Source organism: Chromohalobacter sp. (genome assembly GCF_039830575.1).
In the GTDB taxonomy this organism is placed as follows: Bacteria; Pseudomonadota; Gammaproteobacteria; order Pseudomonadales; family Halomonadaceae; genus Chromohalobacter; species Chromohalobacter israelensis.
This window is the reverse complement of sequence record NZ_JBDOOX010000005.1, coordinates 144,318-170,941: the sequence shown is the minus strand read 5'-3', so window position 1 is coordinate 170,941 and position 26,624 is coordinate 144,318. Positions and strand designations below refer to the sequence as shown.

The 26,624-nt window shown below is 64.8% G+C and carries 17 protein-coding genes and 6 tRNA genes; 6 read left to right on the top strand and 17 right to left on the bottom strand.

Annotated elements, in window-relative coordinates:
- Positions 1–61: 61 nt before the first annotated feature.
- The 6 genes from ABGX75_RS03880 to betI all read right to left on the bottom strand — a co-directional run bounded on the left by ABGX75_RS03880 (position 62) and on the right by betI (position 11,635).
- Positions 62–3,160: an efflux RND transporter permease subunit gene (locus ABGX75_RS03880; protein ID WP_179152070.1), complete on the bottom strand. Its 3,099-nt coding sequence runs from the start codon at positions 3,158–3,160 to the stop codon at positions 62–64.
- Positions 3,157–6,285, bottom strand: a complete 3,129-nt coding sequence (locus tag ABGX75_RS03875; protein WP_347410949.1) for an efflux RND transporter permease subunit — start codon at positions 6,283–6,285, stop codon at positions 3,157–3,159. Before ABGX75_RS03875 ends, ABGX75_RS03880 begins: the two co-directional genes overlap by 4 nt.
- Positions 6,282–7,496, bottom strand: a complete 1,215-nt coding sequence (locus ABGX75_RS03870) for an efflux RND transporter periplasmic adaptor subunit (protein ID WP_347410950.1) — start codon at positions 7,494–7,496, stop codon at positions 6,282–6,284. The genes ABGX75_RS03875 and ABGX75_RS03870 overlap by 4 nt, the downstream gene beginning before the upstream one ends.
- A 243-nt stretch (positions 7,497–7,739) precedes the next feature.
- A complete protein-coding gene (betA, locus tag ABGX75_RS03865; protein ID WP_347410951.1) occupies positions 7,740–9,422 on the bottom strand; it encodes a choline dehydrogenase in 1,683 nt (560 codons plus the stop codon).
- Positions 9,423–9,500: 78 nt separating this feature from the next.
- Positions 9,501–10,985 carry a betaine-aldehyde dehydrogenase gene (gene betB, locus ABGX75_RS03860; protein WP_035410069.1) on the bottom strand — a complete coding sequence of 495 codons (1,485 nt, stop codon included), beginning with the start codon at positions 10,983–10,985 and terminating at the stop codon, positions 9,501–9,503.
- A 41-nt stretch (positions 10,986–11,026) separates the two neighbouring features.
- Positions 11,027–11,635: a transcriptional regulator BetI gene (gene betI / locus ABGX75_RS03855; protein ID WP_179152067.1), complete on the bottom strand. Its 609-nt coding sequence runs from the start codon at positions 11,633–11,635 to the stop codon at positions 11,027–11,029.
- Between the two features lie 229 nt (positions 11,636–11,864).
- Here betI and ABGX75_RS03850 point away from each other — a divergent pair, with 229 nt between their 5' ends.
- The 5 genes from ABGX75_RS03850 to ABGX75_RS03830 all read left to right on the top strand — a co-directional run bounded on the left by ABGX75_RS03850 (position 11,865) and on the right by ABGX75_RS03830 (position 13,509).
- The gene (locus ABGX75_RS03850) at positions 11,865–12,815 is read left to right on the top strand and encodes a choline ABC transporter substrate-binding protein (protein WP_035410066.1); all 951 of its coding nucleotides are present in this window, start codon (positions 11,865–11,867) and stop codon (positions 12,813–12,815) included.
- 95 nt (positions 12,816–12,910) lie between these two features.
- A tRNA-Met gene (locus ABGX75_RS03845) sits at positions 12,911–12,987 on the top strand.
- Between the two features lie 244 nt (positions 12,988–13,231).
- Positions 13,232–13,307, top strand: a tRNA-Asn gene (locus ABGX75_RS03840).
- 22 nt (positions 13,308–13,329) lie between these two features.
- Positions 13,330–13,405: transfer RNA gene (locus ABGX75_RS03835), tRNA-Asn, on the top strand.
- A 28-nt stretch (positions 13,406–13,433) separates the two neighbouring features.
- Positions 13,434–13,509 (top strand) — tRNA-Asn (locus ABGX75_RS03830).
- On the opposite strand, the gene ligB is transcribed toward ABGX75_RS03830, so the two are convergent.
- Together ligB and ABGX75_RS03820 are read right to left on the bottom strand one after the other, a co-directional pair.
- Positions 13,468–15,249, bottom strand: a complete 1,782-nt coding sequence (ligB, locus tag ABGX75_RS03825; RefSeq protein ID WP_347411444.1) for an NAD-dependent DNA ligase LigB — start codon at positions 15,247–15,249, stop codon at positions 13,468–13,470. The two genes, ABGX75_RS03830 and ligB, sit on opposite strands and share 42 nt — an antisense overlap.
- Positions 15,250–15,552: 303 nt before the next feature.
- Positions 15,553–17,649 (bottom strand): carboxy terminal-processing peptidase, encoded by a 2,097-nt coding sequence (locus ABGX75_RS03820; protein ID WP_224114463.1) that lies wholly within the window; start codon positions 17,647–17,649, stop codon positions 15,553–15,555.
- A 294-nt stretch (positions 17,650–17,943) separates the two neighbouring features.
- Here ABGX75_RS03820 and ABGX75_RS03815 point away from each other — a divergent pair, with 294 nt between their 5' ends.
- On the top strand, positions 17,944–19,242 hold the full coding sequence (locus ABGX75_RS03815) for a M18 family aminopeptidase (protein WP_035410057.1): 1,299 nt from the start codon (positions 17,944–17,946) through the stop codon (positions 19,240–19,242).
- Positions 19,243–19,350: 108 nt separating this feature from the next.
- Here the strand turns inward: ABGX75_RS03815 and ABGX75_RS03810 are convergent.
- The 9 genes from ABGX75_RS03810 to ABGX75_RS03770 form a co-directional block, all read right to left on the bottom strand.
- Positions 19,351–19,427 (bottom strand) — tRNA-Met (locus ABGX75_RS03810).
- 87 nt (positions 19,428–19,514) lie between these two features.
- Complete coding sequence (gene ychF / locus ABGX75_RS03805; RefSeq protein ID WP_347410952.1) at positions 19,515–20,606, bottom strand: redox-regulated ATPase YchF; 1,092 nt, start codon at positions 20,604–20,606, stop codon at positions 19,515–19,517.
- 113 nt (positions 20,607–20,719) lie between these two features.
- Entirely contained in the window at positions 20,720–21,304 is a 585-nt protein-coding gene (gene pth, locus ABGX75_RS03800; RefSeq protein ID WP_011506821.1) for an aminoacyl-tRNA hydrolase, read from the bottom strand.
- Positions 21,305–21,325: 21 nt separating this feature from the next.
- A complete protein-coding gene (locus ABGX75_RS03795; protein ID WP_011506822.1) occupies positions 21,326–21,973 on the bottom strand; it encodes a 50S ribosomal protein L25/general stress protein Ctc in 648 nt (215 codons plus the stop codon).
- A gap of 139 nt (positions 21,974–22,112) precedes the next feature.
- Entirely contained in the window at positions 22,113–23,054 is a 942-nt protein-coding gene (locus ABGX75_RS03790) for a ribose-phosphate pyrophosphokinase (RefSeq protein ID WP_011506823.1), read from the bottom strand.
- Positions 23,055–23,117: 63 nt separating this feature from the next.
- A tRNA-Gln gene (locus ABGX75_RS03785) sits at positions 23,118–23,193 on the bottom strand.
- Between the two features lie 47 nt (positions 23,194–23,240).
- A complete protein-coding gene (gene ispE / locus ABGX75_RS03780; RefSeq protein WP_035410048.1) occupies positions 23,241–24,137 on the bottom strand; it encodes a 4-(cytidine 5'-diphospho)-2-C-methyl-D-erythritol kinase in 897 nt (298 codons plus the stop codon).
- Complete coding sequence (lolB, locus tag ABGX75_RS03775) at positions 24,137–24,781, bottom strand: lipoprotein insertase outer membrane protein LolB (protein WP_035410046.1); 645 nt, start codon at positions 24,779–24,781, stop codon at positions 24,137–24,139. The genes ispE and lolB overlap by 1 nt, the downstream gene beginning before the upstream one ends.
- On the bottom strand, positions 24,778–26,544 hold the full coding sequence (locus ABGX75_RS03770) for a tetratricopeptide repeat protein (RefSeq protein ID WP_258305814.1): 1,767 nt from the start codon (positions 26,542–26,544) through the stop codon (positions 24,778–24,780). Before ABGX75_RS03770 ends, lolB begins: the two co-directional genes overlap by 4 nt.
- Positions 26,545–26,624: the final 80 nt, after the last annotated feature.

Sequence of the window (26,624 nt, the reverse complement as noted above, 5' to 3'; positions counted from 1 at the left end):
AGTCATCCAAGGTGGAAGATGATGCAGCGCTGCCCGCCCAAGACAGTCAGCGCTGCCCGACTCATGCCGGTGGCGCCTCGTTTGGCGTCGCGTCGAGGCGAGCGGGCCGCAGGCGACGATGCAGCCGGTCGAGGTAGAGGTAGACCACGGGAGTGGTGTAGAGCGTGAGCACCTGGCTGAGGATCAGACCACCGATGATGGTGATGCCCAGCGGCGCACGCAGGGCGGCGTTCTCGTCGGTGCCCAGCAGCAGTGGCACCGCGCCCAGGATGGCGGCCAGCGTGGTCATCATGATCGGACGAAAGCGGACCAGTGCCGCTTCGCGTACCGCCTCGAGCGCGTCGAGGCCGCGTTCGCGCTCGGCGCTCACCGCGAAGTCGACCAGCATGATGGCGTTTTTCTTGACCACGCCGATCAGCAGGATGATGCCGATCAGGGCGATGAGCGTGAACGGGGTATCCAGCAGCATCAGCGCGAGCAGGGCGCCGACCCCTGCCGAGGGCAGCGTCGACAGAATCGTCAGCGGGTGGATGTAGCTTTCGTAGAGAATCCCCAGCACCAGGTAGACGGTGACCAGCGCGGCCAGTATCAGCCACGGCATGGCTTGCATGCCGCTCTGGAAGGTCGCCGCGCTGCCTTCGAAATCCACCTGCAGTGCGGTCGGGGGGCGCAGGTCGTTCACCGCCTGACGGATCCGCTCGGTCGCTTCGCCCAGGGAAACGCCTTCCGCCAGATTGAACGACACCGTGGACGAGGCGAACTGGCCCTGATGATTGACGCTGACCGGGCTGGTGCTTTGCTCGAGGTGGCTGAACGCCGACACGGGGATCGAGTCGCCGGCTTCGTTGATGACATGCAGGCGCGAGATGGCTTCCGGCGCCTGACGATGGTCGGCATCCACCTCGAGAATCACGTAGCGCTGGTTGTCGGCATCGTAAAGGCTGGCGATGCTGCGCTGGGCGAAGGCGTTGCCGAGCAGGGTGTCCACGTCCTGCATGTCGACGCCCAGCCGGCGGGCGGTATCGCGATCGACGACCAGCTCTACGGCCTGTCCCTCGCCCTGGTTGTCGCTGTCGACCCCGGTCAGGCCCTCGAGACCGCGCAGGGTATCGCCGATCCGTCGCGACCAGGTATCGAGCAGTTCGAGATCGTCGCTCTTGAGCGTGATCTCGTACTGCGTGCCCGTGTTCTGGCGACCGCCGATGCGGATGTCCTGGAGGGCCATCATCGAGGTGCTGACCCCGGGCAGGTCGCCCACCGAGGCCGCCAGGCGATTGCCGACCGCCTGCGTGCCCTGCGTGTGCCCGTCTTTCAGCGTGACGAAGAGCGTGGCGGAGGCACCGCCGCCGCGCCCGCCCATGAAGCCCAGCACACTGTGGACCTCGGGCGCGCTGGCCAGGCGTTCGCGAATGGTGCGCAACTTGTCCGACATGGCATCGAACGACAGGCTCTGGTCGCCGCGTACGAAACCGATCAGCCGACCGGTGTCCTGCTGGGGAATGAACCCCTTGTCCACGACGGCGTAGAGATAACCATTGAGCACGATGACGCCGACCAGCGAGAGAAGCGTCAGCCGGCGGTGACGCAGAGCGACATCCAGGCTGCGGTCGTAGAGGCGCTGGGCGCCTCGTCCGCAAGCGAGCAGGGCTCGCTCCCACCCCGGTGTGCGGCGCCGACGAACGGGACGCAACCAGCGCGCGCAGAGCATGGGGGTCAATGTCAGCGAGACGACCAGCGAGACCAGTACCGCCAGGGACAGCGTCATGGCGAACTCGAAGAACATGCGTCCGATGAACCCGCCCAAGAAGAGCAGCGGCACGAAGACCGCGACCAGCGACACGCTCATCGAGGTCACCGTGAAGCCGACTTCGCGCGCCCCTTGCAGCGCGGCACGCAAGGGCGGCATGTCGCGCTCGATGTGGCGGGCGATGTTTTCGACCACCACGATGGCATCGTCGACCAGAAAGCCGATCGACACGATCAAGGCCATCAACGACAGCGTGTCCAGCGAGAAGCCCATGACATGCATCATCGCGAAGGTGCCGATCAGCGAGACCGGAATCGCCAGGCTGGGAATCAAGGTGGCACGGGCATTGCGCAGGAACAGGAACACCACCAGCACCACCAGCGCGATGGCCAGCATCAGCGTGAGCTGGGTTTCGTGCAGCGAGGCACGAATGCCCGGTGCCCGATCGAGCTGCACGCTCAGCGACGCGCTCTGCGGCAACTGGCTTTCGAGCGTCGCCATGCGCTCGCGAATGCCGGCGATGGTCTCGATGACATTGGCGCCACTGCTGGCGCTGATCACCAGGAGCACGGCGGGCTGGTCGTTCTGGAAGCCGACGTTGTAGCGGTCCTCCACGCCGTCCTCGAGGTCGGCGACGTCCCCCAGGTGCATGACGGCGCCATCTTCGCCACGGGCCACGACGAGATCCTCGAAGGCCGCGGCGCGCATGAGCTGCGAGTCGGTGTCGACCTCCCAGCGGCTGGCAGGCGAGGCCACGAAGCCCGTGGGCGTGCTGGTGGTGGCGCTGCGGATCGCATTGGCCACGGCCGTCAGCGAGACGCCGGCATGCTCGAGGCGACGCGGGTCGAGCGACACGCGTACCGCCGGCGAGGAACTGCCGCCGACATTGACGTCACCGACACCGGGCACCTGCAGGATCGGCGGGGCGATGCGCTCGTCGGCGAGCCGGTAGAGCTCGCTGGTGGGCAAGGTGTCCGACGTCACCGAGAGAATCATGATCGGCGCCGCCGCCGGGTTCATCTTGCGGTAGCTGGGACGGCTGGTCATGCCGCTGGGCAGCAGAGGCTGGGCATTGTTGATGGCGGCCTGCACCTCGCGTGCGGCGACGTTGATGTCCTTGTCGAGATCGAATTGCACGATGATGCGCGTCGACCCGTCGGAGCTGCTCGAGGTCATCTGCGAGATGCCCGCGATGCGGCCCAGCGAACGCTCCAGCGGCGTGGCCACGGTGGACGCCATGGTTTCCGGATTGGCACCGGAAAGGTTGGCGCTGACCACGATGGTGGGGAACGACACGTTGGGCAGCGGCGCCACGGGCAGTCGCTGGTACGCCAGCAGGCCCAGCAGCACGATGCCCAGGGCCAGCAGCGTGGTGGCGACCGGACGTCTCACGAAGGGGCTGGAAACGCTCAAGAGCTCGCTCCGTGCGTGCGTTCGCGGCGTTGCCGGCGGTCGTGCCAGCGCTCGGCGAGCCGGTCGAAGAAGAGGTAGATCACGGGCGTGGTGAACAGCGTCAGCAACTGGCTGAGCAACAGTCCGCCGACCATGGTCATGCCCAGCGGCCGCCGCAGCTCGGCGCCGTAGCCGCTGGCCAGCATCAGCGGCAATGCCCCGAGCAGGGCGGCGAAGGTGGTCATCATGATCGGCCGGAAACGCAGCAATGCGGCGCTATGAATGGCGCGTGCGGCGGACATGCCTTGCTCGCGCTGCGCCTCGAGCGCGAAGTCGATCATCATGATGGCGTTTTTCTTGACGATGCCGATCAGCAGGATGATGCCGATCACGGCGACCATGCCCAGGGCACTTTGGCTGAGCATGAGGGCGAGCAGCGCGCCGATGGCCGCCGATGGCAGGGTGGAAAGAATCGTCAGCGGATGGATGTAGCTTTCGTAGAGCACGCCGAGCACGATGTACATGGTCACGATGGCCGCGGCGATCAGCCATAGCGTGTCGCGCGTCGAGGTGGTGAACGCCAGGGCCGTACCGCGGAAATCGAGCTGGGTATCGGCGGCCAGCACGTCGTCACGGGCGGCTTCCACGGCGGCGAAAGCCTCGGACAGCGAATGCTCCGCGGCCGGTGCGAATGACATCAGCGCCGAGGGGAACTGGTTGAGCCGCTGGCGCGACAGGGCGGTGGGGGCTTCCTCGACGCTGACCAGACTCGACAGGGGAATCATGGCGTCATCGCTGCCGCTCACGTAGAGCCGCTCCAGAGCCTCGGGCCCCTCGGCGTTGGCCTGCGTGGCGCCCAGCACGACGCGGTACTGGTTGGATTGCGTGAAGATGGTCGAGATCAGGCGCTGGCCGAAGGCATCGTAGAGTGCGTCGTCGATGTCGGCCACCGATACGCCCAGGCGACTGGCGCGTTCCCGGTCGATACTGACCTCGAGCTTGCGTCCCGCGTTTTGCAGGTCGGTGGCGACATGGGCGATGGCCGGCGAATCCTGGAGACGCTCGGTCATGGCGGTGACGTCCTTGGCCAGCCGTTCGCGGTCGCCTTGCGTCAGGGCGAACTGGTAAGGGTAGCGGCTGACGGTGTCCTCCAGCGTCAGGTCCTGTACCGGCGTCAGAGCCAGGTCGATCCCGGGAACATCCGCGGCGGCGTCGTCAAGCCGCGCGATGATGGCGTCGAGGCTGGCATCGCGTGCCCCGAGATCGACCAGGTCGATTTGCAGGCGCCCGCCGTTGAGGGTGGTGTTGGTGCCGTCGATACCCACGCTAGAGGCGATGTTGGCCACTGCGGGGTCGTCCATCAGACGCGCGGCCAGCGCCTGCTGACGGGCCGCCATGGCCTGGTATGACGTCGACTGGGTGGCCGTGGTGACCCCGCGCAGCGTACCGGTATCCTGGACCGGAAAGAGTTGCTTGGGCACCAGCCAGAAGAGCACCGCCGTCAGCGCGAACGTGCCCAGGGCAACCCATAGCGTGGCACGCTGGTGGCGCAGTACCGCGTCCAGGGCGCGTTCATAGCCCCGGGTGAGCCGGCCGAAGAGCCCTTGCCGGCTGCGGACCAGCGCTTCGTCATCCAGGAGCGGTCGCTCGGCGTCGACCGCGTCGTCATGCGAGCGCAGCCAGCGCGCGCACAGCATCGGCGTCAGGGTCAGGGAGACGAATGCCGAAATGACGATGGAGATCGCCAGCGTCATGGCGAATTCGCGAAACAGCACGCCGACCACGCCGCTCATGAACAGCAGCGGGATCAGAACCGCGAGCAGCGATACCGTCAACGAGAGAATGGTGAACGCGATCTGGCGCGAGCCCTTGAGGGCGGCTTGCAGCGGGGGTTCGCCGCGTTCGAGGTAGCGCGTGATGTTCTCCAGGACCACGATGGCATCGTCGATGACGAACCCGGTGGCGATGGTCAGTGCCATCAGCGTGAGGTTGTTGAGACTGAAGCCCGCCAGGTACATGGCCCCGAAGGTGCCCACCAGCGACAGCGGCACGGCGAGACTGGGAATCAGGGTCGCCGGCAGATTGCGCAGGAAGAGGAAGGTCACCATGATGACCAGCCCGACGGCCAGGATCAGTTCGAACTGGACGTCCTCCACGGCGGCGCGGATCGTGGTGGTCCGGTCGCTGAGAATCTCCACGTCGACGCTGCCCGGCAGGCTGGCCGATAGCGTGGGCAGCGCGCGTTCGATGTCATCGACCACGCCGACGACGTTGGCACCCGGTTGGCGCAGGACATCGATCAGGATCGCGCCCTTGCCGTTGGCCCAGGCGCCCAGCTGCGCGTTTTCCGCCCCATCGTCGATGCTGGCCACATCGCTCAGACGCAGGGGCGCGCCGTTCTCGTACTTGAGGATCAGATCGCGATAGCCCGCCGCCGAGGTCAACTGGTCGTTGGCATCGATGCTGTAGGCGCGATATGGCCCGTAGATGGTGCCCTTGGCCTGATTGACGTTGGCGCTTTCCACGGCATTGCGCACGTCGGCCAGGTCGAGGCCATGCGCGGCGAGTCGGCGTGCGTCCACGTCGATGCGCACCGCAGGGCGGTTGCCCCCGGCCAGGCGGACTTCACCGACGCCGCCGATCTGGGCGAGTTTCTGTGCCAGGCGGGTATCGACCAGATCATGCACCTCGGTCAGCGGCAGACTGTCGGAGGTCACGGCGAGTGTCAGCACTGGCGTGTCGGCGGGGTTGACCTTGCTGTAGCTCGGTGGCCGGGGAAGGTCATCCGGGAGCAAGGTGTCGGCCTGATTGAGCGCGGCCTGGACTTCCTGCTCGGCGACGCCGAGGTCGCTGTCGAGCCCGAAGCGCAGGGTGATCAACGACGCGCCGCCGGTGCTGGTGGAGCTCATGGCATCGAGGCCGGCGATTTCGCCGAGCTCGTCTTCCAGCGGTGCGGTGACGTGGGACAGCATGACGTCCGGGCCGGCGCCGGGATAGAGCGTGGTGACCTGAATGGTCGGGAAGTCGACCTCGGGAAGCGACGAGATGCTCAACAGGCGATAGGCAAGCGCGCCCGCAATCAGGATGGCCAGCATCACCAGCGAGGTGGCGACCGGACGCAGGATGAACAGACGCGATGGGTTCATGATGCGTCCCGAGCCGCCGCGTCGGCGTCGCCGGTCGCCGTGTCGCGGGATTCACCGGGCAGGGCATCGCTGACCACGCGGACCGCGGCACCGTCGCTCAGGTTGTCGATGCCGTCCACCACCACGCGCTCGCCCGCCGCCACGCCACTGACCAGTGCGCTGCGATGATTCTCGCTGGCGCTCACCTCGACATCGCGCCGGCTGACCGTATCGTCGTCGTTGACGACGTAGACGAACAGGCCGTCCTGGCCGGTCTGTACCGCCGGTTCGGGCACGATGACACGGTCATGCAGCGTGCGCACCGTCAGGCGCACATCGACGAATGCACTGGGATAGAGACGGCCCCTGTCGTTGTCGAAGCGGGCCCGGAGCCGCACGGTGCCGGTGGCGGTGTCGACCTGACTGTCGAGACTGGTCAGTCGGCCCTCGAGTCGTTCGCCACCCACCGTGGTCGCCGTGACCGTGGGCGCGTCCCCGGCGTCGAGCTGCTCGCGCAGGGTGGGAACGTACTGGCTGGGCAGCGAGAACACCACGGAAATGGGATCGAGCTGGACGAGCGTGGCGATGGGGTCGTCGTCGCCGCTGGCGACCAGGTTGCCGGGATCGACGTTGCGGATGCCGATGATACCGTCGCTGGGAGCGGTGATGCGGGTGTACTCCAGCTGTACCTGAGCGCTGTCGATATTGGCCTTGTCGCTGGCGACGGCGCCTTCGTACTGGCGTACCAGCTGGCGCTGCTGCTCGAGTTCCTGGCGGGCCACGGCCTGACGCTCAATCAGGGTCTGATAACGTTCGAGATCGTCGCGTGCCGAGGCCAGCTGGGCCTGATCCTGAACCAGCTGTCCCTGGGCGGCGGCCAGTTGTGCCTGGTAGTCGCGCGGGTCGATGGTGGCCAGCAGCTGGCCCTGCTCGACGTGTTCGCCTTCCTCGAATGCCACCTCCAGCAGTTCGCCTTCCACACGCGGGCGTATGGCCACGCTCGCCAGCGAGCGCACCGTGCCCAGCGCCCCGACCGTGACCGCGAGGTCGCCGCGCTGGGCGGCGATGGCGGCCACGGCCGTGCCGCCGTTGCGCGCTGCGTCTGCCGGTGGCTCGCTCTGGGGGTCGCTGCGCCGCCAATCGGCCACCCACCACACAGCGAGCGCGACCAGCACGACGACCAGCAGGAGGCCCCAGAAACGGCGGGAGTGACGAGCAGGCGAGTGTGACATGGCGAGGGTTCGATCCTTTTGCAGTGGCGTGGCGGTGTCCGGGGCAGTCCGCGCGCAGACGGAGGAACGGCGAATACCGCATTATTGACCGCATTGTAACGAGAGGTTCCCCCGGGCGACGAGTTCGGGCGAACGATGTACGGAGCCTAAGCGGCTGATGGGCAAGAAATAAGGAAGGATAGTGCAAGACACCCGATGCCGAGGCATCGGGTGTGGGGACAGCGGTTCACGGCGCGGAAGGCGTCACGCCCGACGGCGGGCCGGCGCACCGTTGGCCACGTAGTAGTCGACCTTGGCCGGCGGCAGCGGATCGCGACCGCGAACCTTGTCGGCCATCTTTTCGGCGATCATGATCGTCGGCGCATTGAGGTTGCCGGTGGCGATCACGGGCATGATCGAGGCATCGATGACACGCAGTCCTTCGAGGCCATGCACGCGTCCCGCACCATCGACCACCGCCATCGCGTCATCGGCACTGCCCATCTTGCAGGAGCCGGCGGGGTGATAGGCGGTCTCGGCATGCTGGCGCACGAACTCGTCGAGCTCGGCGTCGCTTTGCACATTCGGCCCCGGCGAGATTTCGCGGCCGCGATACTCGTCCATCGTCGGCTGCTCGATGATCTCGCGCGTGATGCGAATGGCGTCGCGGAATTCCTGCCAATCCTTGTCGTGGGACATGTAGTTGAACAGGATGCTCGGCGCGGCCTTGGGGTCGCGCGATGTCAGGCGAATGCGACCGCGGCTCATGGAGCGCATGGAGCCGACGTGGGCCTGGAAGCCGTGGGCCTGCACCGCGCTCTTGCCGTTATAGCTGATGGCGATCGGCAAGAAGTGGTACTGCAGGTTGGGCCACTCTTCCTGGTCGTTGGTACGAATGAAGCCGGCCGCCTCGAACTGGTTGCTGGCGCCGACGCCCTTGCCGAAAAACAGCCACTCGGCACCGATCTTGGGCTGGTTGTACCACTTGAGCGCCGGGTACAGCGAAATGGGCTTCTTGCACTCGTACTGAATGTACATCTCCAGGTGATCCTGGAGGTTTTCGCCGACGCCCGGCAGCGCGTGCACCACGGGGATGTCGAATTCCTTGAGATGCTCGGGATTGCCCACGCCGGAACGCTGCAGGATCTGCGGCGAGGCGATGGCGCCCGCGCACAGCAGCACTTCGCGGCGTGCGCGAACACGCTGGGCCTGTCCCTTGCGCTCGTAGCTCACGCCGACGGCGCGCTTGCCCTCGAATTCGATGACATCGGTCGTGGCGTGCGTCTCGATGGTCAGGTTGGGGCGTTGCTTGGCGATATCCAGATAGCCGCGCGCCGTGGAGGCACGACGCCCGTTGGGCGTCGTCGTGCGGTCCATGGGGCCGAAGCCTTCCTGCTGATAGCCGTTGACGTCCTCGGTGGCCGGATAGCCGGCCTCGATGCCTGCGCGGATGAAGGCGCCGTAGAGCTCGTTGTTGCCTTCCTTGGGCGTGGCCACCGACACCGGGCCGTCACCGCCGTGATAATCGTTGGGGCCGATGTCGCGGGTCTCGGCGCGCTTGAAGTAGGGCAGGCACTGCAGGTAGTTCCAGTCCTCCAGGCCCGGTATCTTGGCCCAGTTGTCGTAATCCAGCGCGTTGCCGCGCAAGTAGCACATGCCGTTGATCAACGACGACCCGCCCAGGCCCTTGCCGCGTCCGCACTCCATGCGGCGATTGTTCATGTAGGGTTCGGGGTCGGTCTCGAACGCCCAGTTGTAGCGCTTGCCCTGCAGGGGGTAGGCCAGCGCCGCCGGCATCTGCGTGCGGAAGTCGAAGCGGTAGTCGGGACCGCCGGCCTCGAGCAGCAGGACCTGGACGTCCGGATTCTCGGTCAGGCGAGTGGCGAGTACGTTGCCGGCGGAACCGGCCCCGATGATGATGTAGTCGTATTCACGAGCCTGTGTCATGAGCGGCCCTCCTTCACGTGGTCGAACGAAAGACAGGAATGCATCCGTGGCCGGCTGGCACCGGCCACGGACGTTGCATCAGAACACGGCGGGGAAGGGCCCCATTTCGATCTGTACCGATTTGATCTGCGTGTACTGATCGAGCGACGAGAGACCGTTTTCACGGCCGATGCCCGACTCCTTGTAGCCGCCCACCGGCATTTCCGCCGGCGAATCGCCCCAGGTATTGATCCAGCAGATGCCGGCCTGCAGACGATGAATGACGCGATGCGCGCGGTTCAGGCTTTCGCTGAACAGGCCGGCGGCAAGGCCGTAGGAAGTGTCGTTGGAGCGCCGGATCACTTCTTCTTCATCGTCGAAGGTCAGGATCGACATCACCGGTCCGAAGATTTCCTCGCGCACGATGCGCATGTCGTCGCGGCAATCGGTGAAGACCGTCGGCGCGGCCCACGCACCCTTGGACCAGTCGATGCCCGCGGCATTGCCCTGGTTCCAGCGACCGCCGCCCACCAGCAGTCGAGCGCCTTCCTGGCTGCCCAGGTCGATATAGCTCTGGACCTTCTCGAGATGCTCGAAGCTGACCAGCGGACCGAAGTTGACCGCCGGATCCAGCGGATCGCCGGCCTTGATGCGTTCGACGCGCTCCTTGATCTTGGCCTCGAAGTCCGCCTGCACCGAGCGCTGCACGAAGACGCGAGTGCCGTTGGTGCAGACCTGACCGCTGGAGTAGAAGTTGGCCATCATCGCGGCGTCGGCGGCACGTTCCAGGTCGGCATCCTCGAAGACGATCAACGGCGACTTGCCGCCCAGCTCCATGGTGACTTCCTTGAGCGTCGATCCCGCGGCGGCGGCCATGACCTTCTTGCCGGTTCCGACTTCACCGGTGAAGGTGATCTTGTCGATGTCGGCATGGTTGGTGAGCATCTGACCGACGCGTCCGTCGCCCTGCACGACATTGAACACGCCATCCGGCAGGCCGGCTTCGGTCAGGATCTCTGCCAGCTTCATGGTGGTCAGCGGGGTGACCTCGCTGGGCTTGAACACCACGGCGTTGCCCGCCGCCAGCGCCGGCGCGGACTTCCAGCAGGCGATCTGGATGGGATAGTTCCAGGCCCCGATGGCACCGATGACGCCCAGCGGTTCGCGGCGCGTGTAGAAGAACGAATCTTCGCGCAGCGGGACCTGGGTGCCTTCGATGGAGGGCGCCAGATTGGCATAGTATTCCAGCGAGTCGGTACCGGTGACGATGTCCACGGCTTGCGTTTCGCTGATCGGCTTGCCGGTATCCAGCGTTTCCAGGCGCGCCAGTTCGTCGTTGCGCTCGCGGAGCAGGGCGACGGCGCGATGCAGGATACGGCTACGCTCCATGCCGCTCATGGCCGCCCAGACGCGCTGCCCCTCGCGGGCCGAGGCGACGGCGCGGTCGACATCGGCCTGTGCGGCCTGCTGGACGCTGGCCAGCACGCTGCCGTCGACCGGATTGATCGTGTCGAAGGTCTCGCCCGACGTCGCGTCGACGAGTCGTCCACCGATATAGAGCTTCTGTGTCTCGAAAGTGGCCATGGGGCCTCCCGCATCGTGAAAGTGAAAAATGGGCATGCCGCTCAGGCATCGGTCGGCGCATGACTAGTGGACCGAGCGAGCTGCTCTTCTACATAGTCATAGGCCAGTTGCCGGGCGCGGTCGACGTCGATGCCTTGCGGCGCCAAGGCACCGCGCAGCCAAAGTCCGTCGATCATCGCGGCCAGACCGCGCGCCGCCTGCTGCGCTTCGGGTCGCGGCAGGCAGCGTCGAAAATGGTGGCAGAGGTTTGAATACAGCCATCGGTCGTTGACGCGTTGCAGGCGCTGCAGATCGGGGCGGTGCATGCTGACCGACCAGAACGCCAGCCACGTTTTCATGACGGTCTTGTTGACCTGGCTGCGGTCGAAGTTGCCGTCGATGATGGCACGAATGTGCTCACGCGGGCTTTCGACACCTTGTGCCCGGCGTCGGGCGACGGCGTCACCGAGATCCCAGAGAATCTGGCGCATGGCCGATTCCAGCAGCCCGTCCTTGCCGCCGAAATAATGGCTGATGATGCCAGCCGATACCCCGGCACGCTTGGCGATACGAGCGATCGTGGCATCCGCCAGGCCGACGTCGTCGATGGTCTCCAGTGTCGCCTGGATGAGCTGACGGCGACGTATTGGCTGCATACCGAGTTTGGGCACCTGGCTTTCTCCTCTGCTGACGGGTGTGGCGGCCGTGCATGTGCCACCCGGCGTCCACCTCATTATGGAATGTTTTTATTGAACGTTCAATCAATAAAAAAGCTGCTATCTTTTCCTATGGTAAATGAAATCCATAGTGGAAAAGAATTGCCGAATTCATTTAGCATAAAAATACGTTATTGAATCGTCATTCAATGACTATATCAACATCAACGCAAGGGAGAATCGCATGTCTAACAAGACGTCTTTGATCGCGCTGCTGGGCGCCACTACATTGCTTTCACCCCTGGCCATGGCAAATACGCCGGAAAGCTGCCAGCCGGTACGCTTCGCCGAAGTCGGCTGGACCGACATCACCGCCACCACCGCCTTGACCCGTGAGGTGCTCGAGGGTCTCGGTTACGAGACGACATCCGACACCGTCTCTGTGCCGGTGGCCTACGCCGGGATGAAGAACGGCGACTTCGACGTGTTCCTGGGCAACTGGATGCCGTCGATGGCCTCGATCAGCGACGAGTATATCGACAAGGGACAGGTGGATCGTCTCGGCGCCAACCTGGAGGGGGCCAAGTACACCCTGGCGGTGCCGCAGTACGTCTACGATGCCGGCGTGACCTCGGTCGAAGACCTGGACGCGCATGCGGACAAGTTCGATAGCCGCCTGTACGGCATCGAAGCGGGCAACGACGGCAATCAGATCATCCAGCAGATGATCGATGACGATGCCTTCGGGCTGGGCGACTGGAGCCTGATCGACTCGTCCGAATCGGGCATGCTCGCCGAACTCAACTCCCGCACCCAGAGCGAGGAATGGATGGTGTTCCTGGGGTGGGAGCCGCACCCGATGAACACCAACTACGAGATGGCCTATCTGGAAGGCGCCGATGACTACTTCGGTCCCAACCTCGGCGGCGCGACCGTGTATACCAACACGCGTGCCGGGTACGCAGAGGCCTGCGGTAACGTGGGCGAGCTGCTCAACAACCTGAGCTTCACGCTGTCCATGGAAAACGAGATCATGGGCGCCATCATGGACGACGGCGAGGATCCGCGCGATGCGGCGCGCACCTGGCTGCAGAACAACCCGTCCGTCCTCGACGAGTGGCTCCAGGGCGTGACCACCGTCGAAGGCGAGCCCGGGCTGGCGGCCGTGAAGAAAGCGCTGGACATCGACAGCTGATCGAGGCGTCTCGCCCATTGCCATGGGCTTGCCAACGGGCAAGCCCATGTGCATAATTCGCTCCCGTCGCGAAGCCGTTTAGCGCAGCGACACGTGGCTACGTAGCTCAGTTGGTTAGAGCACATCACTCATAATGATGGGGTCCCCTGTTCGAGTCAGGGCGTAGCCACCACTTCCTTCCTTTCGCGGTTTTCCTCCCCGGTGTCATTTTTCGTCAGGCGTCGTTCCGCATTCCTCTGGATTGCGTCCCTGGATGGCACTCCTCGACTGTCTTCGTCGTGCATGACGCATGTGCAGACCATTGTTTCGCAACGGGATTGTTCGAGGCTTGCGGCGTCTTTTCCGGGAAGGAATTCACTTTCAGCCTTGACGCTGGCGATCGAATCCGTATACTACGCCGCGTGCTCCGGCATCGTTCCCCGATAGCTCAGTTGGTAGAGCAAATGACTGTTAATCATTGGGTCGCAGGTTCGAGTCCTGCTCGGGGAGCCAAACCGGATCGCGCACTCGGCGATCCCCGATAGCTCAGTTGGTAGAGCAAATGACTGTTAATCATTGGGTCGCAGGTTCGAGTCCTGCTCGGGGAGCCAACTTCCCGCCGAGTCACATCACGAATGTTCCCCGATAGCTCAGTTGGTAGAGCAAATGACTGTTAATCATTGGGTCGCAGGTTCGAGTCCTGCTCGGGGAGCCAAGTGGTGCCATTGGCCTGCTTGACATCGACCCTCCGTACGTCTCCTTTCTGCTCGTCCCTTGCGTTTGCCCTGTGTCGTTTCTGAAGCGTTCTCGTGCTTTTCAGTGACGCCAGCCAGCGCCGAATGTCCGTGTCTCGAAAAAAGCGCGTCAGCTGCATGGCACGTGTTTCGCCGATCCCTGAATAGTCACGCCAGTCCGATGGCGCGAGAGTGCCGAGTCCGGCCAGGCCGTATCGCTCGAGGGCATCGGTCAGTGCCTGTCGAGGCACGGCGGGAACGCCCAGGGCACGTAACCAGCGCACCGTAGAGCGCGTGTCGGCGAGGGCGAAATGCCGCTGCCAGGCCCGGGCGGTCTTCTTGCCTACGCCGGGCAAGGCTTCAAGGGCTGCGGTATCGAGCGTTCGCCAGTCCAGAAGCCCCTTGACCAGGCCGGCATCCACCAGCTGATTCCATGTCGCGGGACCGATGCCGGGAAAGTCCAGCCCCTCGTCGCCGCCCAGCCACTCGAGACGCGCGAGGAATTGATCGCGACATGCGGGCGTGAACCGCAGACAGGAAAGGCGATCGTATTGGTCTGCCTCGGGAGCGTCGACCTGCGGTCGCGGCCGAGTACGGACCACGACCTCTTGCAGTTGCGGGATGGTGAGTCCGGCCAGGCGCAGGCGTACTTGATCGCCGGGGCGGACGTCCGTGCGTCGCCAGTGCGCCAGGGATCCGAGGCTGACGCGGGTCACGCGCTTGTCCCCCAGGAGGACCGGTTCCAGCTCGGCGACGACCGCGATGCGCCCGGTGCGACCGACCGAGAATTCGAGGGCATCGACACGCGCGAGCGCCTTGCGCGCAGGGTACTTCCAAGCCATTGCCCAGTCCGGCGGCGAGGCCTGCCAGTCGCTTCCCGGTGGTCGGTCTCCGCGCTTGACGACGACGCCATCGGTCGCGAAGGGCAGGGCATGGCGGTACCAGCGTTGGCGCCAGGCGGCGATATCTTCCGCCGTGGCGACCCCATGCGTCATCTCGGCGACGTCGCCGAATCCCCAGCCAGTCAGCGTCTCCAGGCGTTCGGGCATGGAGTCGGGTCCGTTGGGCCATGCCCAGACGAACAGGCCGATCGTGCTGCCTTCACGATCCGTCAAGGTGTCGCGTGCCATCAGGCCGGCGATTCGCGCGCGTGCACCGTCGGTGCCGTCGCGCGATTGCCGGTGTGCCGTGCGTCTGGCGTAGAGCTCGCCTTGCAGTATGACCAGCGGCGGGGCATCTGCCGGCAGGTGCGAGGGAATCGCCGCGATATGCAGCGCCTTGGTGTACCAATCCTGGCCAGAGACGCCATCGCCGCGGCTGATGGCGGCTGCCAGCCGGCCATACCGATAGACCAGAGTCACGGCGACGCCGTCGACCTTGGGCTGCACCCACAGCGGGTGATCGCCCTGACGCTCGACCCAGCCGGCAACGGCGTCGCGGTCGGGCAGTTTGGCGATACCGGTCTGTGCGACCGGATGATGCTTCGCCCCCGTGGGTTCGTGCGTGTTGACAGATGGCTTCGCGAGCGAGGGGAAGCACTCCGCCCAATGCGCGAGCCGGCGTTTTGCGCTGTCGTAGGTGCCGTCGTCGACCAGACGCTGTCCCTGTCGGTAGTAGGCGCGATCCCAGCGTGCGATCCGAGCGTCGAGGGCCTGGTAGTCGTTCTGCATGGCCTCGGGCGTCATCTGGGGGCAGGGTGGCGCGCTCGCCCAGCCGGGCATGGCGAGGGTGCTCAGGCCGACCAGCAGACACGCTCTCAGCCAGGCTGCGGTTCGGAGTGGCGCGGGACGCATGCCTGAACCGTCAATCCACGAAGGTCGTCGCGACATGTCGAGACATCCAATTATTAGGTTTTTCTTATTTAACTGGAATCGAGGCTCCAGGCCAAGCCCGGGAGGGGCCTGTTCAAAAAAATGCCGCCGGCGAGCGCCGGCGGCAGGAGAGTACAATGAGACAGGTTCTGAAATAGGTTCTGAAACAGGTTCGGGCGTCCGCGCGCTGGCGGCCGGACCGAACCAGGCGGGTCAGGCCGCGTCCTGCAGGTGGGCATAATCCAGCAGGATCTCCGCTGCCTCGACGACCTGGGCGCGGTCGACCGGTTCGTCGTCTTCTGCTGACGCGTCATCCGACTCCGGAGCATCCTCCGCCGAAGACGCCTCGGCACTTTCGCGGGCATCGATCCACTCGTCCAGCGGTTCGAGGCCCAGCGCGCGCCGGCGCTGGTTTTCCAGCGACAGCTGCTCGGCTTCCTGGGCCTCCATCTCGCGTTGGCGCTGTTCCCGGTTCAGGCTGATGCTGGTCTGCTGTTCCTGAAGGCGCTTGGCGAGCCTGGCTTCACGCTCGAGATAGACGAAGTTGGGGTTCTGCTGAACGCGCGCCTCGTGCTTGTCACGCAGGGTGGCGAGATAGCGCTGGGGCGTGCCGTACTGACGGTATTGCACGGCACGCACCTGATCCCAGGGCAGGGCGTTGTCGAGCGCGCTTTCCCCGATGTCGTCCTTGCCGATCAGGCTGGGGAAGGCGATGTCGGGTTCGACGCCGCGCAGCTGGGTGCTTTCACCGGTGATACGGTAGAACTTGGCGCGGGTCAGCTTGATCTGACCATGGCTGAGGTCATTGAGCGTCTGCACGGTACCCTTGCCGAAGGTCTGGCTGCCGACGACCAGGCCGCGACCGTAATCCTGGATCGCGCCGGCGAAGATTTCCGAAGCGGAAGCCGAGAGCCGATTGACCAGGACGCTGAGCGGCCCGTCGTAATGCGTGCCGCTGTCCGAGTCGCCATACAGGTTGATGCGGCCACGGGCGTCGCGAACCTGTACCGTGGGACCGCGATCGATGAACAGGCCGACCAGGGAATTGGCTTCCTGCAAGGCGCCGCCGCCGTTGTTGCGCAGATCCAGCACGATGCCTTCGACGTTCTCCGCCTTGAGCTTGTCGATTTCCTTGGCGACGTCCCGCGTGCTGCTGCGGTAGTCGCTGTCGCCGGCCTGCCAGGCATCGAAGTCGACGTAGAAGGTGGGGACGTCGATGACGCCGATCTTGTGCTCCTGGCCGTCGCGGGTCACGGTCACGACCTCGCTGCTGGCGGCCTGGTCCTCCAGTTTGACAGTGTCGCGCGTGATGCGCACGGTATGCGTACGTGTCACGTCCACGGCCTTGGCGGGAATGACGTCGAGGCGCACGGTGGAGCCCTTGGGGCCGCGGATCAGGTCGACGACTTCGTCGAGGCGCATGCCCACGACATTGACCATTTCGCCGTCCTCGCCTTGTCCGACCGCGACGATACGGTCCGCGGGCTGCAGGGCGTCGCTCTTGTCCGCGGGGCCGCCCGGCACCAGGCTGGAAACCTTGACGTACTCGCCTTCGCTTTGCAGCAGGGCCCCGATGCCCTCCAGCGAGAGCTTCATCTGGATGTCGAACGATTCGCTCTGGCTCGGAGACAGATACTCGGTGTGCGGATCGATGGTGCCGGTGACGGCGCTCAGGAACAGCACCAGCACGTCTTCGGCGTTGGTCTGCTCGACGCGCGACAACTGATTTTCATACCGCTCGCGCAGGGTCTCGGCGATGTCCGTATCGCCTTCGTCGTCCGGGGCGCTCAGGGACTGGGTCAGGGCGGCATTCTTCAGGCGCTTTTCCCATAGCCGATCGAGCGCGTCCTGGTGCTTGGCCCAGGCTTCGTTCTCGCGGTCCAGCGCCAGCCGCTCGTTGCCTCGGTAGTCGTAGTCGATGCCGTCTTCCAGGCGGTCGATCAACCATTCGAGGCGTGCTTCCAGGCGCTCCTGATAACGGGCGTAAAGTTCGTAGACGCGCTCCAGTTCACCGTTGTCGAGCGCTTCGTCGAAGCGGGTCTCGAGGTCCTGAAAGTCGTCGATGTCCCGCGACAACAAATAGGCACGTTGTGGGTCCAGTACATCGAGATAACGCTGAAACGCTCTCGACGACCACTCATCATCCAGGTTGATATCGGCGTAATGTCCATATCGCAGCGATTCAGCGACTTCCGCCGCTGCTTGCCGCTGTTCGTCGGTAGGTGTCGGGCCCTCGGCCAAGGCCGGGGTACACACCACCAGCAACAGTGACAAGATCGCCGCGCGCCGAGCGGCTGCAAACAGACTCATCAATCAAGCACTCCCGGTTTCATGTACACTCTCGTTCGTTCCTAGGACCTGTTGACGTTTCAGCGCGAAAGGGCCGGGCCAGTTTTGCACGATGCTGCGTTATTCGTCGTTCATTTGGAATGACCAAACTACGCTCCTCACGCCTTGCCCCGCACAAAAACTGGCTCCGGCGCGGCCGTGCATGAAATGTCAACAGGCCCTAGATTGCCGGCTCTTTGAGTTGAGTTTTCTCAGACCGGACTGGCATTGTAGCAGTCTGTATCATCCGTCACAGACACTTCTCCGAGGAACGCCATGGCTCACGCCCCCACCCTTGACCGTTTACTGCATTTTCTCGAGCGCTCGCCCACACCCTGGCATGCCGTCGACAACATGGCCCGGCGGCTCGAACAGGCGGGGTATCGGCGACTCGAGGAAACCGAGGCGTGGCAATTGGCGCCCGGTGATCGTTTCTACGTCACGCGCAACGCGTCGTCATTGATTGCCATGCAGGTGCCGACGGATCCCTTGAGCGGGCTGCGCATGATCGGGGCGCATACCGACAGCCCGGGGTTGCGGTTGAAACCCCAACCCGTGGTGGCCAAGAAGGATTGGCTGCAGTTGAGCGTCGAGGTCTACGGCGGTGCGCTGCTGGCGCCATGGTTCGACCGCGATCTGGGGCTGGCCGGGCGTATCCATGTACGACGCGAGGATGGACGCTTGCAGGGCGTATTATTGCATGTCGATCGTCCCGTCGCGATCATCCCCAGCCTGGCCATCCACCTGGATCGCGAGGCCAACAACGGGCGTGCCCTGAATGCCCAGACGCAGATGCTGCCGGTCGTGCTGCAAGGTGGTGGCGAAGCCGATCTCGAGCGCTGGCTCAAGCGCTGGCTGTACGAACAGCATGGGCTGGAGAACATTCAGTTGATGGATTACGAGCTCTCGCTTTACGACATGCAGCGGCCGTCGCGTGTCGGGATCGAGGGGGAACTGATCGCCAGTGCGCGCCTCGACAATCTGCTGTCGTGCTTCACCGGTATCGAGGCCTTGCTGGCCGGCGACGGGCGACAGGGGGCGCTCTTCGTCGCCAACGATCACGAAGAAGTGGGCAGTGCCAGTGCGTGCGGCGCCCAGGGCCCCTTCCTGGGAGACGTGCTGCGTCGCGTGCATGCGCAACTGGGCGAGGGCGGCGAAGACGGCTGGGTGCGTCTGATCCAGGGCTCGCGCATGATTTCCTGCGACAACGCCCATGCCGTGCACCCCAACTTTCCCGAGAAACACGACGAACACCACGGCCCGGCGATCAATGGCGGGCCTGTGATCAAGGTGAACGCCAACCAGCGCTATGCCACCAACAGCGCGACAGCGGCCATGTTCCGGGATATCTGTCGCGAGGCAGGAACACCCGTGCAGACCTTCGTGACGCGTGCCGACATGGGCTGCGGCAGCACCATCGGGCCCATCACCGCCACCGAACTCGGGGTGCCGACGCTGGATGTGGGTATCCCGCAGTGGGGCATGCACTCGATTCGTGAAACCGCCGGCAGCCGCGATGCCGATTACTTGATCCGCGCGCTGACGGCCTTCGTCAATCGCACTGAGCTGGACTAGCCGAAGAGAGCGGCGCCCGGCCGAGGACGGGCGCCCGGGGCAGTCTCGCCGGGTCTTCCAGATGAAAAAAGCCCGTCGACACAGGTGTCGACGGGCTTTTTCGTATCTTGGTGGCTACGCCCTGACTCGAACAGGGGACCCCATCATTATGAGTGATGTGCTCTAACCAACTGAGCTACGTAGCCGTTCAATGCGGGCGTATACTACGCATAACTCCCTGATGTGTCAACTGTATCGTCGACACGAACGCATGATCCGCCGCGTGGCGTCACCTAGACGTTGAAACGGAAGTGCACGACATCGCCGTCGGCGACCACGTAATCCTTGCCTTCCAGACGCCATTTGCCCGCGTCCTTGGCGCCTTGCTCGCCCCCCAGGGCCACGAAGTCTTCGTAGCCGACCACCTCGGCACGAATGAAGCCCTTCTGGAAGTCGGTGTGGATCGCGCCGGCGGCTTCCGGGGCGGTGGCACCTTGCTTGACGGTCCAGGCGCGGACTTCCTTCACGCCGGCGGTGAAGTAGGTCTGCAGGCCGAGCAGGTCATAGCCGGCGCGGATGACGCGGTCCAGGCCGGGCTCTTCCATGCCCATCTCCTCGAGGAAGACGCTGCGTTCTTCTTCGTCGAGCTCGGCGATTTCGGCCTCGATCTGGTTGCACACCGGGACCACCACGGCGCCTTCCTCGCGCGCGATGTCATTGACCACGTCGAGGTAGGGGTTGTCGTCGAACCCGTCTTCGTTGACGTTGGCGATGTACATGGTGGGCTTCAGGGTCAAGAAGCCGAAGCTCTTGAGCTGGCGCTTCTCGTCCGCGTCGAGGCCGAAGCTGCGCAGCGGCTGGCCCTCGGCGAGGTGCGGCTGGATGCGGTCGAGAATGGCCTTGGTGGCCATGGCGTCCTTGTCGCCGCCCTTGACCACGCGCGCCAGACGCTGGATGGCACGTTCCACGGTATCCAGGTCGGCCAGGGCAAGCTCCAGATTGATGGTCTCGATATCGGCGCGCGGATCGACCTGATTGGCGACGTGGATGACGTTGTCATTGTCGAAGCAGCGCACGACATGCGCGATCGCCTGGGTTTCGCGGATATTGGCCAGGAACTGGTTGCCCAGGCCTTCCCCCTTGGATGCCCCGGCGACCAGGCCGGCGATATCCACGAATTCCATGGTCGTCGGGATCACCTTTTCCGGCTTGACGATCGCCGCGAGCTTGTCCAGACGCGGGTCCGGCATGGGCACGATGCCCACGTTGGGTTCGATGGTGCAGAAAGGAAAGTTTTCGGCGTCGATTCCCGATTTGGTCAAGGCATTGAACAGCGTGGATTTGCCGACATTGGGAAGGCCGACGATACCGCAATTGAAACCCATGGGATCTTCCTGAATCGTATGCGAGAAGGCGTGATGAACGTGGCCTGCATTCTACCCGGCAGACGGGCGTTGGGCCATGGGCGAGACGAGGTCGCCGCGAAAGGCGGGTGCGATCAGGCGTTGAAGCTGTGCAAGCGGTTCATGGCGCCTGCCCAGTTACCGTCGAGAACGTCGGGGAGGGTCCGCAGGCATTCGTCGATGGCGGCATCGATGGCGGCGCGTTCCGCCTTGCCGGGGCGTCCCAGAACGTAATTGACCACTTGCTTGGCCGAGCCGGGATGGCCGATGCCGATGCGCAAGCGATGGAAGGACTTGTCGTTGCCCAGCGCGCTGACGGTATCGCGCAGGCCGTTGTGACCGCCGTGGCCACCGCCGTGCTTGTAGCGTGCCGTGCCGGGAGCGATATCCAGCTCGTCGTGGGCGATGAGCAGTTCGTCGGGCGTGAGCTTGAAGAACTGACAAAGCGCGGCGACAGCCTTGCCGCTGCGGTTCATGTAGGTGCTGGGCACCAGCAAGTGAACGTCGTGACCGGCGTAGCGAACCTTGGCGTACTGACCAAGGAACTTGCGCTCGGCACGCAGCGGCGTCAGGCTGTCCCGCGCCAGGGCCTCGACGACCCAGGCGCCCGCATTGTGTCGCGTGGCATCATATTCGGTGCCTGGATTGCCCAGGCCGATAATCGCTTTGACGTCACTCATGCGGGCACCTGGGAAGACCGATTACTCGGACTTCTCGCCGTCTTCGTCGGTGGCTTCTTCGCCGCCTTCCTCGTCACCCTCGGTGCCGGTGTCGGCACGGGTCACGCTGACCACGCCGAAGTCGTGTTCCTCGCCATGGCTCAAGGCCACGAGGGAAACGCCTTCCGGCAGCGGCAGGTCGGACAGGTGCAGCGTCTCGCCCAGACCCAGGTTGGTGACGTCGACTTCGAGGTATTCGGGCAGCTTGCCGGGCAGGCAGCTGATCTCGACGTCGTTGGCCAGCACGTGCAGCACGCCGTCTTCATCCTTGACGCCCTTGCAGGCTTCTTCACCGTTGATGTGAAGCGGGACGTTCATGGTGATTTCGTGCGTGGCATCGACGCGCATGAAGTCGGCATGCGTCACCAGCGCCTTGTACGGGTGGCGCTGGATGTCGCGAATGATGACCTGTTCCGACTGGCCTTCGAGGTCGATGTTGATCACCGACGAGAAGAAGGCTTCATCCTCGATGGCCTTGTAGAAGGCGGACTTTTCGAGGGTGATCGGTTGCGGCGTCTTGCTGCCACCGTAGATGATGGCGGCGACTTTCTTGTTCTCACGACGCAGGCGGCGGCTCGCACCTTTCCCCAGGTCGTGACGAACCTCGGCGGATAGAGTGAATTGGGACATTGATTGTCACCTCATAGGTTATGTAAGGAAATCGGCACCGCCCGCGACCAGGCGATGCCGTTTCCGTGAGGGCCTCGCGGCCCGCGTATCCGTGCACGTTCCCGGTGACGCATCACCACCTTTTCAGTGATGCATCGCCTCAGTGGAACATGGCACTGACGGATTCTTCGTTGCTGACGCGGCGGATGGCCTCCGCGATCAGACCGGCGACCGAGAGCTGGCGAATGCGACCGCTGCGGGACGCTGTCTCGGAAAGCGGAATGGTATCGGCCACGACGAGTTCGTCAAGTACCGAACCGACGATATTGTCGACGGCGGGACCCGAGAGAATGGGGTGCGTGGCGTAGGCCACGACACGCCGCGCACCATGACCCTTGAGCGCTTCGGCGGCCTTGCACAGCGTGCCGGCGGTATCGACCATGTCGTCGACCACCACGCAGGTGCGGTCCTGAATGTCGCCGATGATGTGCATGACCTGGGCCTGGTTGGCCTGCGGGCGACGCTTGTCGATGATCGCCAGGTCGGCGTTGAGCTGCTTGGCAATGGCGCGGGCACGCACCACGCCGCCGACGTCGGGGGAGACCACCACCAGGTCGTCGTAATTCTGGCGCTCGATGTCGTCGAGCAGGATCGGCGATCCATAGACGTTGTCGACGGGCACGTCGAAAAAGCCCTGAATCTGATCGGCGTGGAGGTCCATGGTCATGACGCGGTCGACGCCGGCCTTGACCATCATGTCGGCGACCAGCTTGGCCGAGATCGGGACGCGCGCGGAGCGCACGCGGCGGTCCTGGCGAGCATAGCCGAAATACGGCACGACGGCGGTGATTCGCGTGGCGGAGGCACGACGCAGTGCATCCACCATGAGAATCAGTTCCATCAAGTTGTCGTTGGTCGGTGCGCAGGTGGACTGCAGTACGAAGACGTCCTTGCCGCGAACGTTTTCGTTGATCTCGACCGCGATTTCACCATCGCTGAATTGACCGACGGTTGCATGGCCCAGCCGGTTGTCGAGGCTTTCGGCCACCTTGCGGGCGAGTTCGGGATTGGCATTTCCCGCGAACACCATCAATTTAGACACGCGCAGCCACCTTTGGAGTCTTGGAGGATCTCGGAGTGGAATTCGTCGGGCGCCCTGAAGAATTGGCTGGGGTACCAGGATTTGAACCTGGGAATGCCGGTACCAGAAACCGGTGCCTTAACCACTTGGCTATACCCCAGCAACCATCGACTCGTTTCGTTATCCACATAGAACACGATGCCGATTTCAGGCGTCCCCGTATTGGCTCATGGGTGACCATTCGTCGTGAATGCCCAGAGCGTCATGGAGGGGAGAAGTGTTGCAGCCGCGTGCCTTGAACGCATGCCAGTGGCTGCCAACACGGCGCAAAATCCTATCGGCTTGCCGTTCGCTCGTCAAGGGACAGAAAAGGCAACTGCCCGTTCCCGTGAGCATGGCCGGACCGAAGGCCGATAACCAGTCGAGCGCATGTGCGACGTCCGGCGAGAGGCGTCGCACCACGGCTTCGCAGTCATTGCGCCAGGCGCGCCCCTGTTCGGCTCCCCCTCGCAGTGCGCGCGCCATACTAATCGGCGGGGTGTCGCGTGTCAATTCGGGGTGCCCGAACACGGCGGGCGTGGCGATTTCCTCGCCCGGGTGTATGACCACGAACCAGGGGGTGTCGAGCGTCACCGGCGTAAGGCGTTCGCCGATACCTTCGGCCCAGGCGCTGTGCCCGCGCACGAAGACCGGCACGTCGGCGCCGAGCGTGAGACCCAGCTCGGCGAGACGGGGCAGCCCCAGGTCGAGCGACCACAAGCGGTCGAGCGCGAGCAGGGTGGTGGCCGCGTCGGAGCTGCCGCCGCCCAGGCCGCCTCCCATGGGGAGCCGTTTGTCGAGGTGAATGTCCACGCCCTGATGCGTGCCGCTTGCGTGCTGCAGCAGGCGGGCGGCGCGCACGATGAGGTTGGCGTCGTGGTCGACGCCCGCGATGGCCGGGGCCAGGTGAATGGCGCCGTCATCGCGGGGGCTGAAGTGCAGCATGTCGCTCCGGTCGAGAAACTGGAACAGTGTCTGCAGCTCGTGGTAGCCGTCGGCACGGCGGCCCACGATATGCAGCATGCGATTGAGCTTGGCGGGCGCCGGCAGGCTGAGGCGTTGCATCATGTATCGCTCAGCAGCTGCCACTGGTTGGCGACCAGAGTGGCGCGCAGCTCGCCGTAGGTCATGACCAGCCGGCGCGGCATCCACAGCGTGTCGGCGCGTGTCCAGTCCCGATATTCGATCGTCCATCCGAACTGACGCAACTGCTGCGGGAAGCCTTGTTCATCGTGCTCGATGCGCTCGCCGCCCTCGGGGGCGGGAAGGCCGCGTACCCAGTAGTCGAGCGCCGAGATGGGCAGCGACCAGCCCAGTTGATGCTCCATGAGGGCTTCCGGTGTCTCGGCCTCGAAACGTCCTTCACCATTGGTCAGCGTCACCGCGCCGGGGCGCCCCGTGAGCAGGGTGCGGCCGGCGCCGAAGGGGCCGCTGATCAGGATGCGGTACGTGTCCGGGCGCTGTTGCCAGTCGATATTGGCGCTTTCGGAACCTTCATTGGTACGAAGCCCGACCTTGCCCGCGAGACTCCAGGCGTCGAGTGTCTGCAGGCGCTCGATCTGCGCCTCCCAGTCGCCGCGGTCACGCGACTGATCGGGACTGGGCGCCTGGCTGGCACAGCCCGCCAGCAAGGCGACGAGCACGAGGCCCAGCCAGACACGGGCGGAGGCAATGGCGGCGCAAGGGTGCGGTGACGAGACGTGCTTCATGAGTCGGCTTCCTTGTCGTGAGGCGAATCGGCGGCATCCGGTGCCGTGTCGTCCGGCGCGAGTTCAGGCTGGCGACGCAACAGCTCGTCGATGAGCGGATGCGGAGAAAAACGGCGCTGTGCTTCCTCTATCAGGTCGCGCGCGTCATTGCGTTGCCCGGTAGCAGCGAGCACCTCGGCGAGATGCGCGGCGATTTCCTGATCGGGCTGGCCGCGATAGGCCTCGCGCAGATAGGGCAGGGCGTCGGCGGCACGACCGAGATGAAAGTAGACCCAGCCGAGGCTGTCGAGGATCGCGGGGCTGTCGGGCTCGAGGCGATGTGCCTTTTCGATGAGCGGCAGGGCGTCGCGGTGGCGCCCCATGTCGTTGCTCAGGGTATAGCCGAGCGCATTGAGTGCCTCGGCATTGTCCGGTTCACGCTCGATGATTGCCCGCAGATCGGCCTCCATGGCCTGCAGGTCGCCCTGGCGATAGGCGCGCATGGCGCGCTGAAAGCGAAGCTCGGTGGCGTCGGGCGTCTTGGCGATGGCCTCGTCGAGAAGACGGTCGGCGCGTTCCTGCCGACCCTGGGCATCGAGCACGTCCAGCTCGAGGCGCAACAAGGGAACGCGCTGATCGGGATGACGGAGGCGCTCGATGCGCAGGAAGGCGCTGGCGTCCTGGGGGCGGTCGTCGGCGACCAGCATCCTGGCGGCCTGAGCGCGCGCTTCGATGAAGCCATCGCCGCTGGGTACCTGGCGGTAATAAAGAAGCGCGTTGTCGGTCTCGCCGGCGCGCTCGGCGATGCTGCCCAGCATCAGGTAAGCGGCGGGCGGGGTGTCGTCGCGGTCGAGCAGCGGCAGCAGAAGGCGCCGTGCGCCATCGGGTTGCGCGGCGTCGAGATACATCTGGGCGAGAGCCAGGCGCAAGGAGGCGGTATCGTCGTGACGTGCCAGCAGGCGTTCGACATCGTCGTGGGCGGCGGCGATCTCGCCGTCGGCCAGGCGTGCCTGAACCAGCGTCAGTCGCAAGCGGCTGTCGTCGGGAAACTGGCGCAGCCCCTGGCTGGCATAACGACGTGCGTTGCTCAATGCGCCACGGTGCAGGGCAATCGTGCTGCGGGTCAGCCATACGTCGGCGGGCGCGTCGGCGTTGTCCGACAGGCGCGCGAGCCGGGCGTCGGCTGCCTGGATGTCGCCCTGCGCCGCCTCGAGTTGTGCCGTGGCCAGCTGAGCGTCGAGATGGTCGGGATGCTCGTCGATGAAGTCGTGCAGGTCTGCCAGCAGCGGTGCCAGATCGGCATCGTCCTCGATGGCCAGTTCTGCCAGGGCGGCGAGTTCGGCGTCGGGCTCCCGAGCGGCGATGCGCAGGCGTTGCGCCAGAGCGGTTTCCCAGTCGCCGCGTTGCACCGCCAGGCTGGCCAGCACGTAGTGCGGGGTGGTGGCATCGTCGGCGAGCCGTTGCCAGCGCAGCGCGGCCTGTTCCAGCAGGGCGCTGTCATTGGCATAACGCGCCGCGAGCGTGGCGCGTTCGGCCAGGGCGACGGAGCCGTAGCGTTCGTTGACCTCCAGGTAACCCCGAGCCGCTCGGCGGTAGTCGCCACGCTGGCCGGCGATTTCGGCCAGCAACAGTGTCGAGAGCCCTTCGGCGTCGAAGCCGCGAGCCACCGGTGGGGCGTTTTCCATGGGGTCTTCGAGCGGGATGGCGCCGGGCGTGGTCGCCGCGTGCTGGCAGCCCGTCAGCAGCAACGCCAGGGTGGTGGCCAGAGTCAAGCGTGTGCGCATGCCATCCTCGAGTTTGCATCGGAAAGCATCAGCATACCGGCTCGGCCAGGCGGGGCAAAGCGCTTCGGCCGGGAACCCGG

Coding starts and splice junctions, on each gene's coding strand:
- ABGX75_RS03875 (WP_347410949.1), bottom strand. CDS start 6,285: ATGAACCCATCGCGTCTGTTCATCCTGCGTCCGGTCGCCACCTCGCTG.
- ABGX75_RS03870 (WP_347410950.1), bottom strand. CDS start 7,496: ATGTCACACTCGCCTGCTCGTCACTCCCGCCGTTTCTGGGGCCTCCTG.
- betA (WP_347410951.1), bottom strand. CDS start 9,422: ATGACACAGGCTCGTGAATACGACTACATCATCATCGGGGCCGGTTCC.
- betB (WP_035410069.1), bottom strand. CDS start 10,985: ATGGCCACTTTCGAGACACAGAAGCTCTATATCGGTGGACGACTCGTC.
- ABGX75_RS03850 (WP_035410066.1), top strand. CDS start 11,865: ATGTCTAACAAGACGTCTTTGATCGCGCTGCTGGGCGCCACTACATTG.
- ligB (WP_347411444.1), bottom strand. CDS start 15,249: ATGCCCGGCTGGGCGAGCGCGCCACCCTGCCCCCAGATGACGCCCGAG.
- ABGX75_RS03820 (WP_224114463.1), bottom strand. CDS start 17,649: ATGAGTCTGTTTGCAGCCGCTCGGCGCGCGGCGATCTTGTCACTGTTG.
- ABGX75_RS03815 (WP_035410057.1), top strand. CDS start 17,944: ATGGCTCACGCCCCCACCCTTGACCGTTTACTGCATTTTCTCGAGCGC.
- ychF (WP_347410952.1), bottom strand. CDS start 20,606: ATGGGTTTCAATTGCGGTATCGTCGGCCTTCCCAATGTCGGCAAATCC.
- pth (WP_011506821.1), bottom strand. CDS start 21,304: ATGAGTGACGTCAAAGCGATTATCGGCCTGGGCAATCCAGGCACCGAA.
- ABGX75_RS03795 (WP_011506822.1), bottom strand. CDS start 21,973: ATGTCCCAATTCACTCTATCCGCCGAGGTTCGTCACGACCTGGGGAAA.
- ispE (WP_035410048.1), bottom strand. CDS start 24,137: ATGCAACGCCTCAGCCTGCCGGCGCCCGCCAAGCTCAATCGCATGCTG.
- lolB (WP_035410046.1), bottom strand. CDS start 24,781: ATGAAGCACGTCTCGTCACCGCACCCTTGCGCCGCCATTGCCTCCGCC.
- ABGX75_RS03770 (WP_258305814.1), bottom strand. CDS start 26,544: ATGCGCACACGCTTGACTCTGGCCACCACCCTGGCGTTGCTGCTGACG.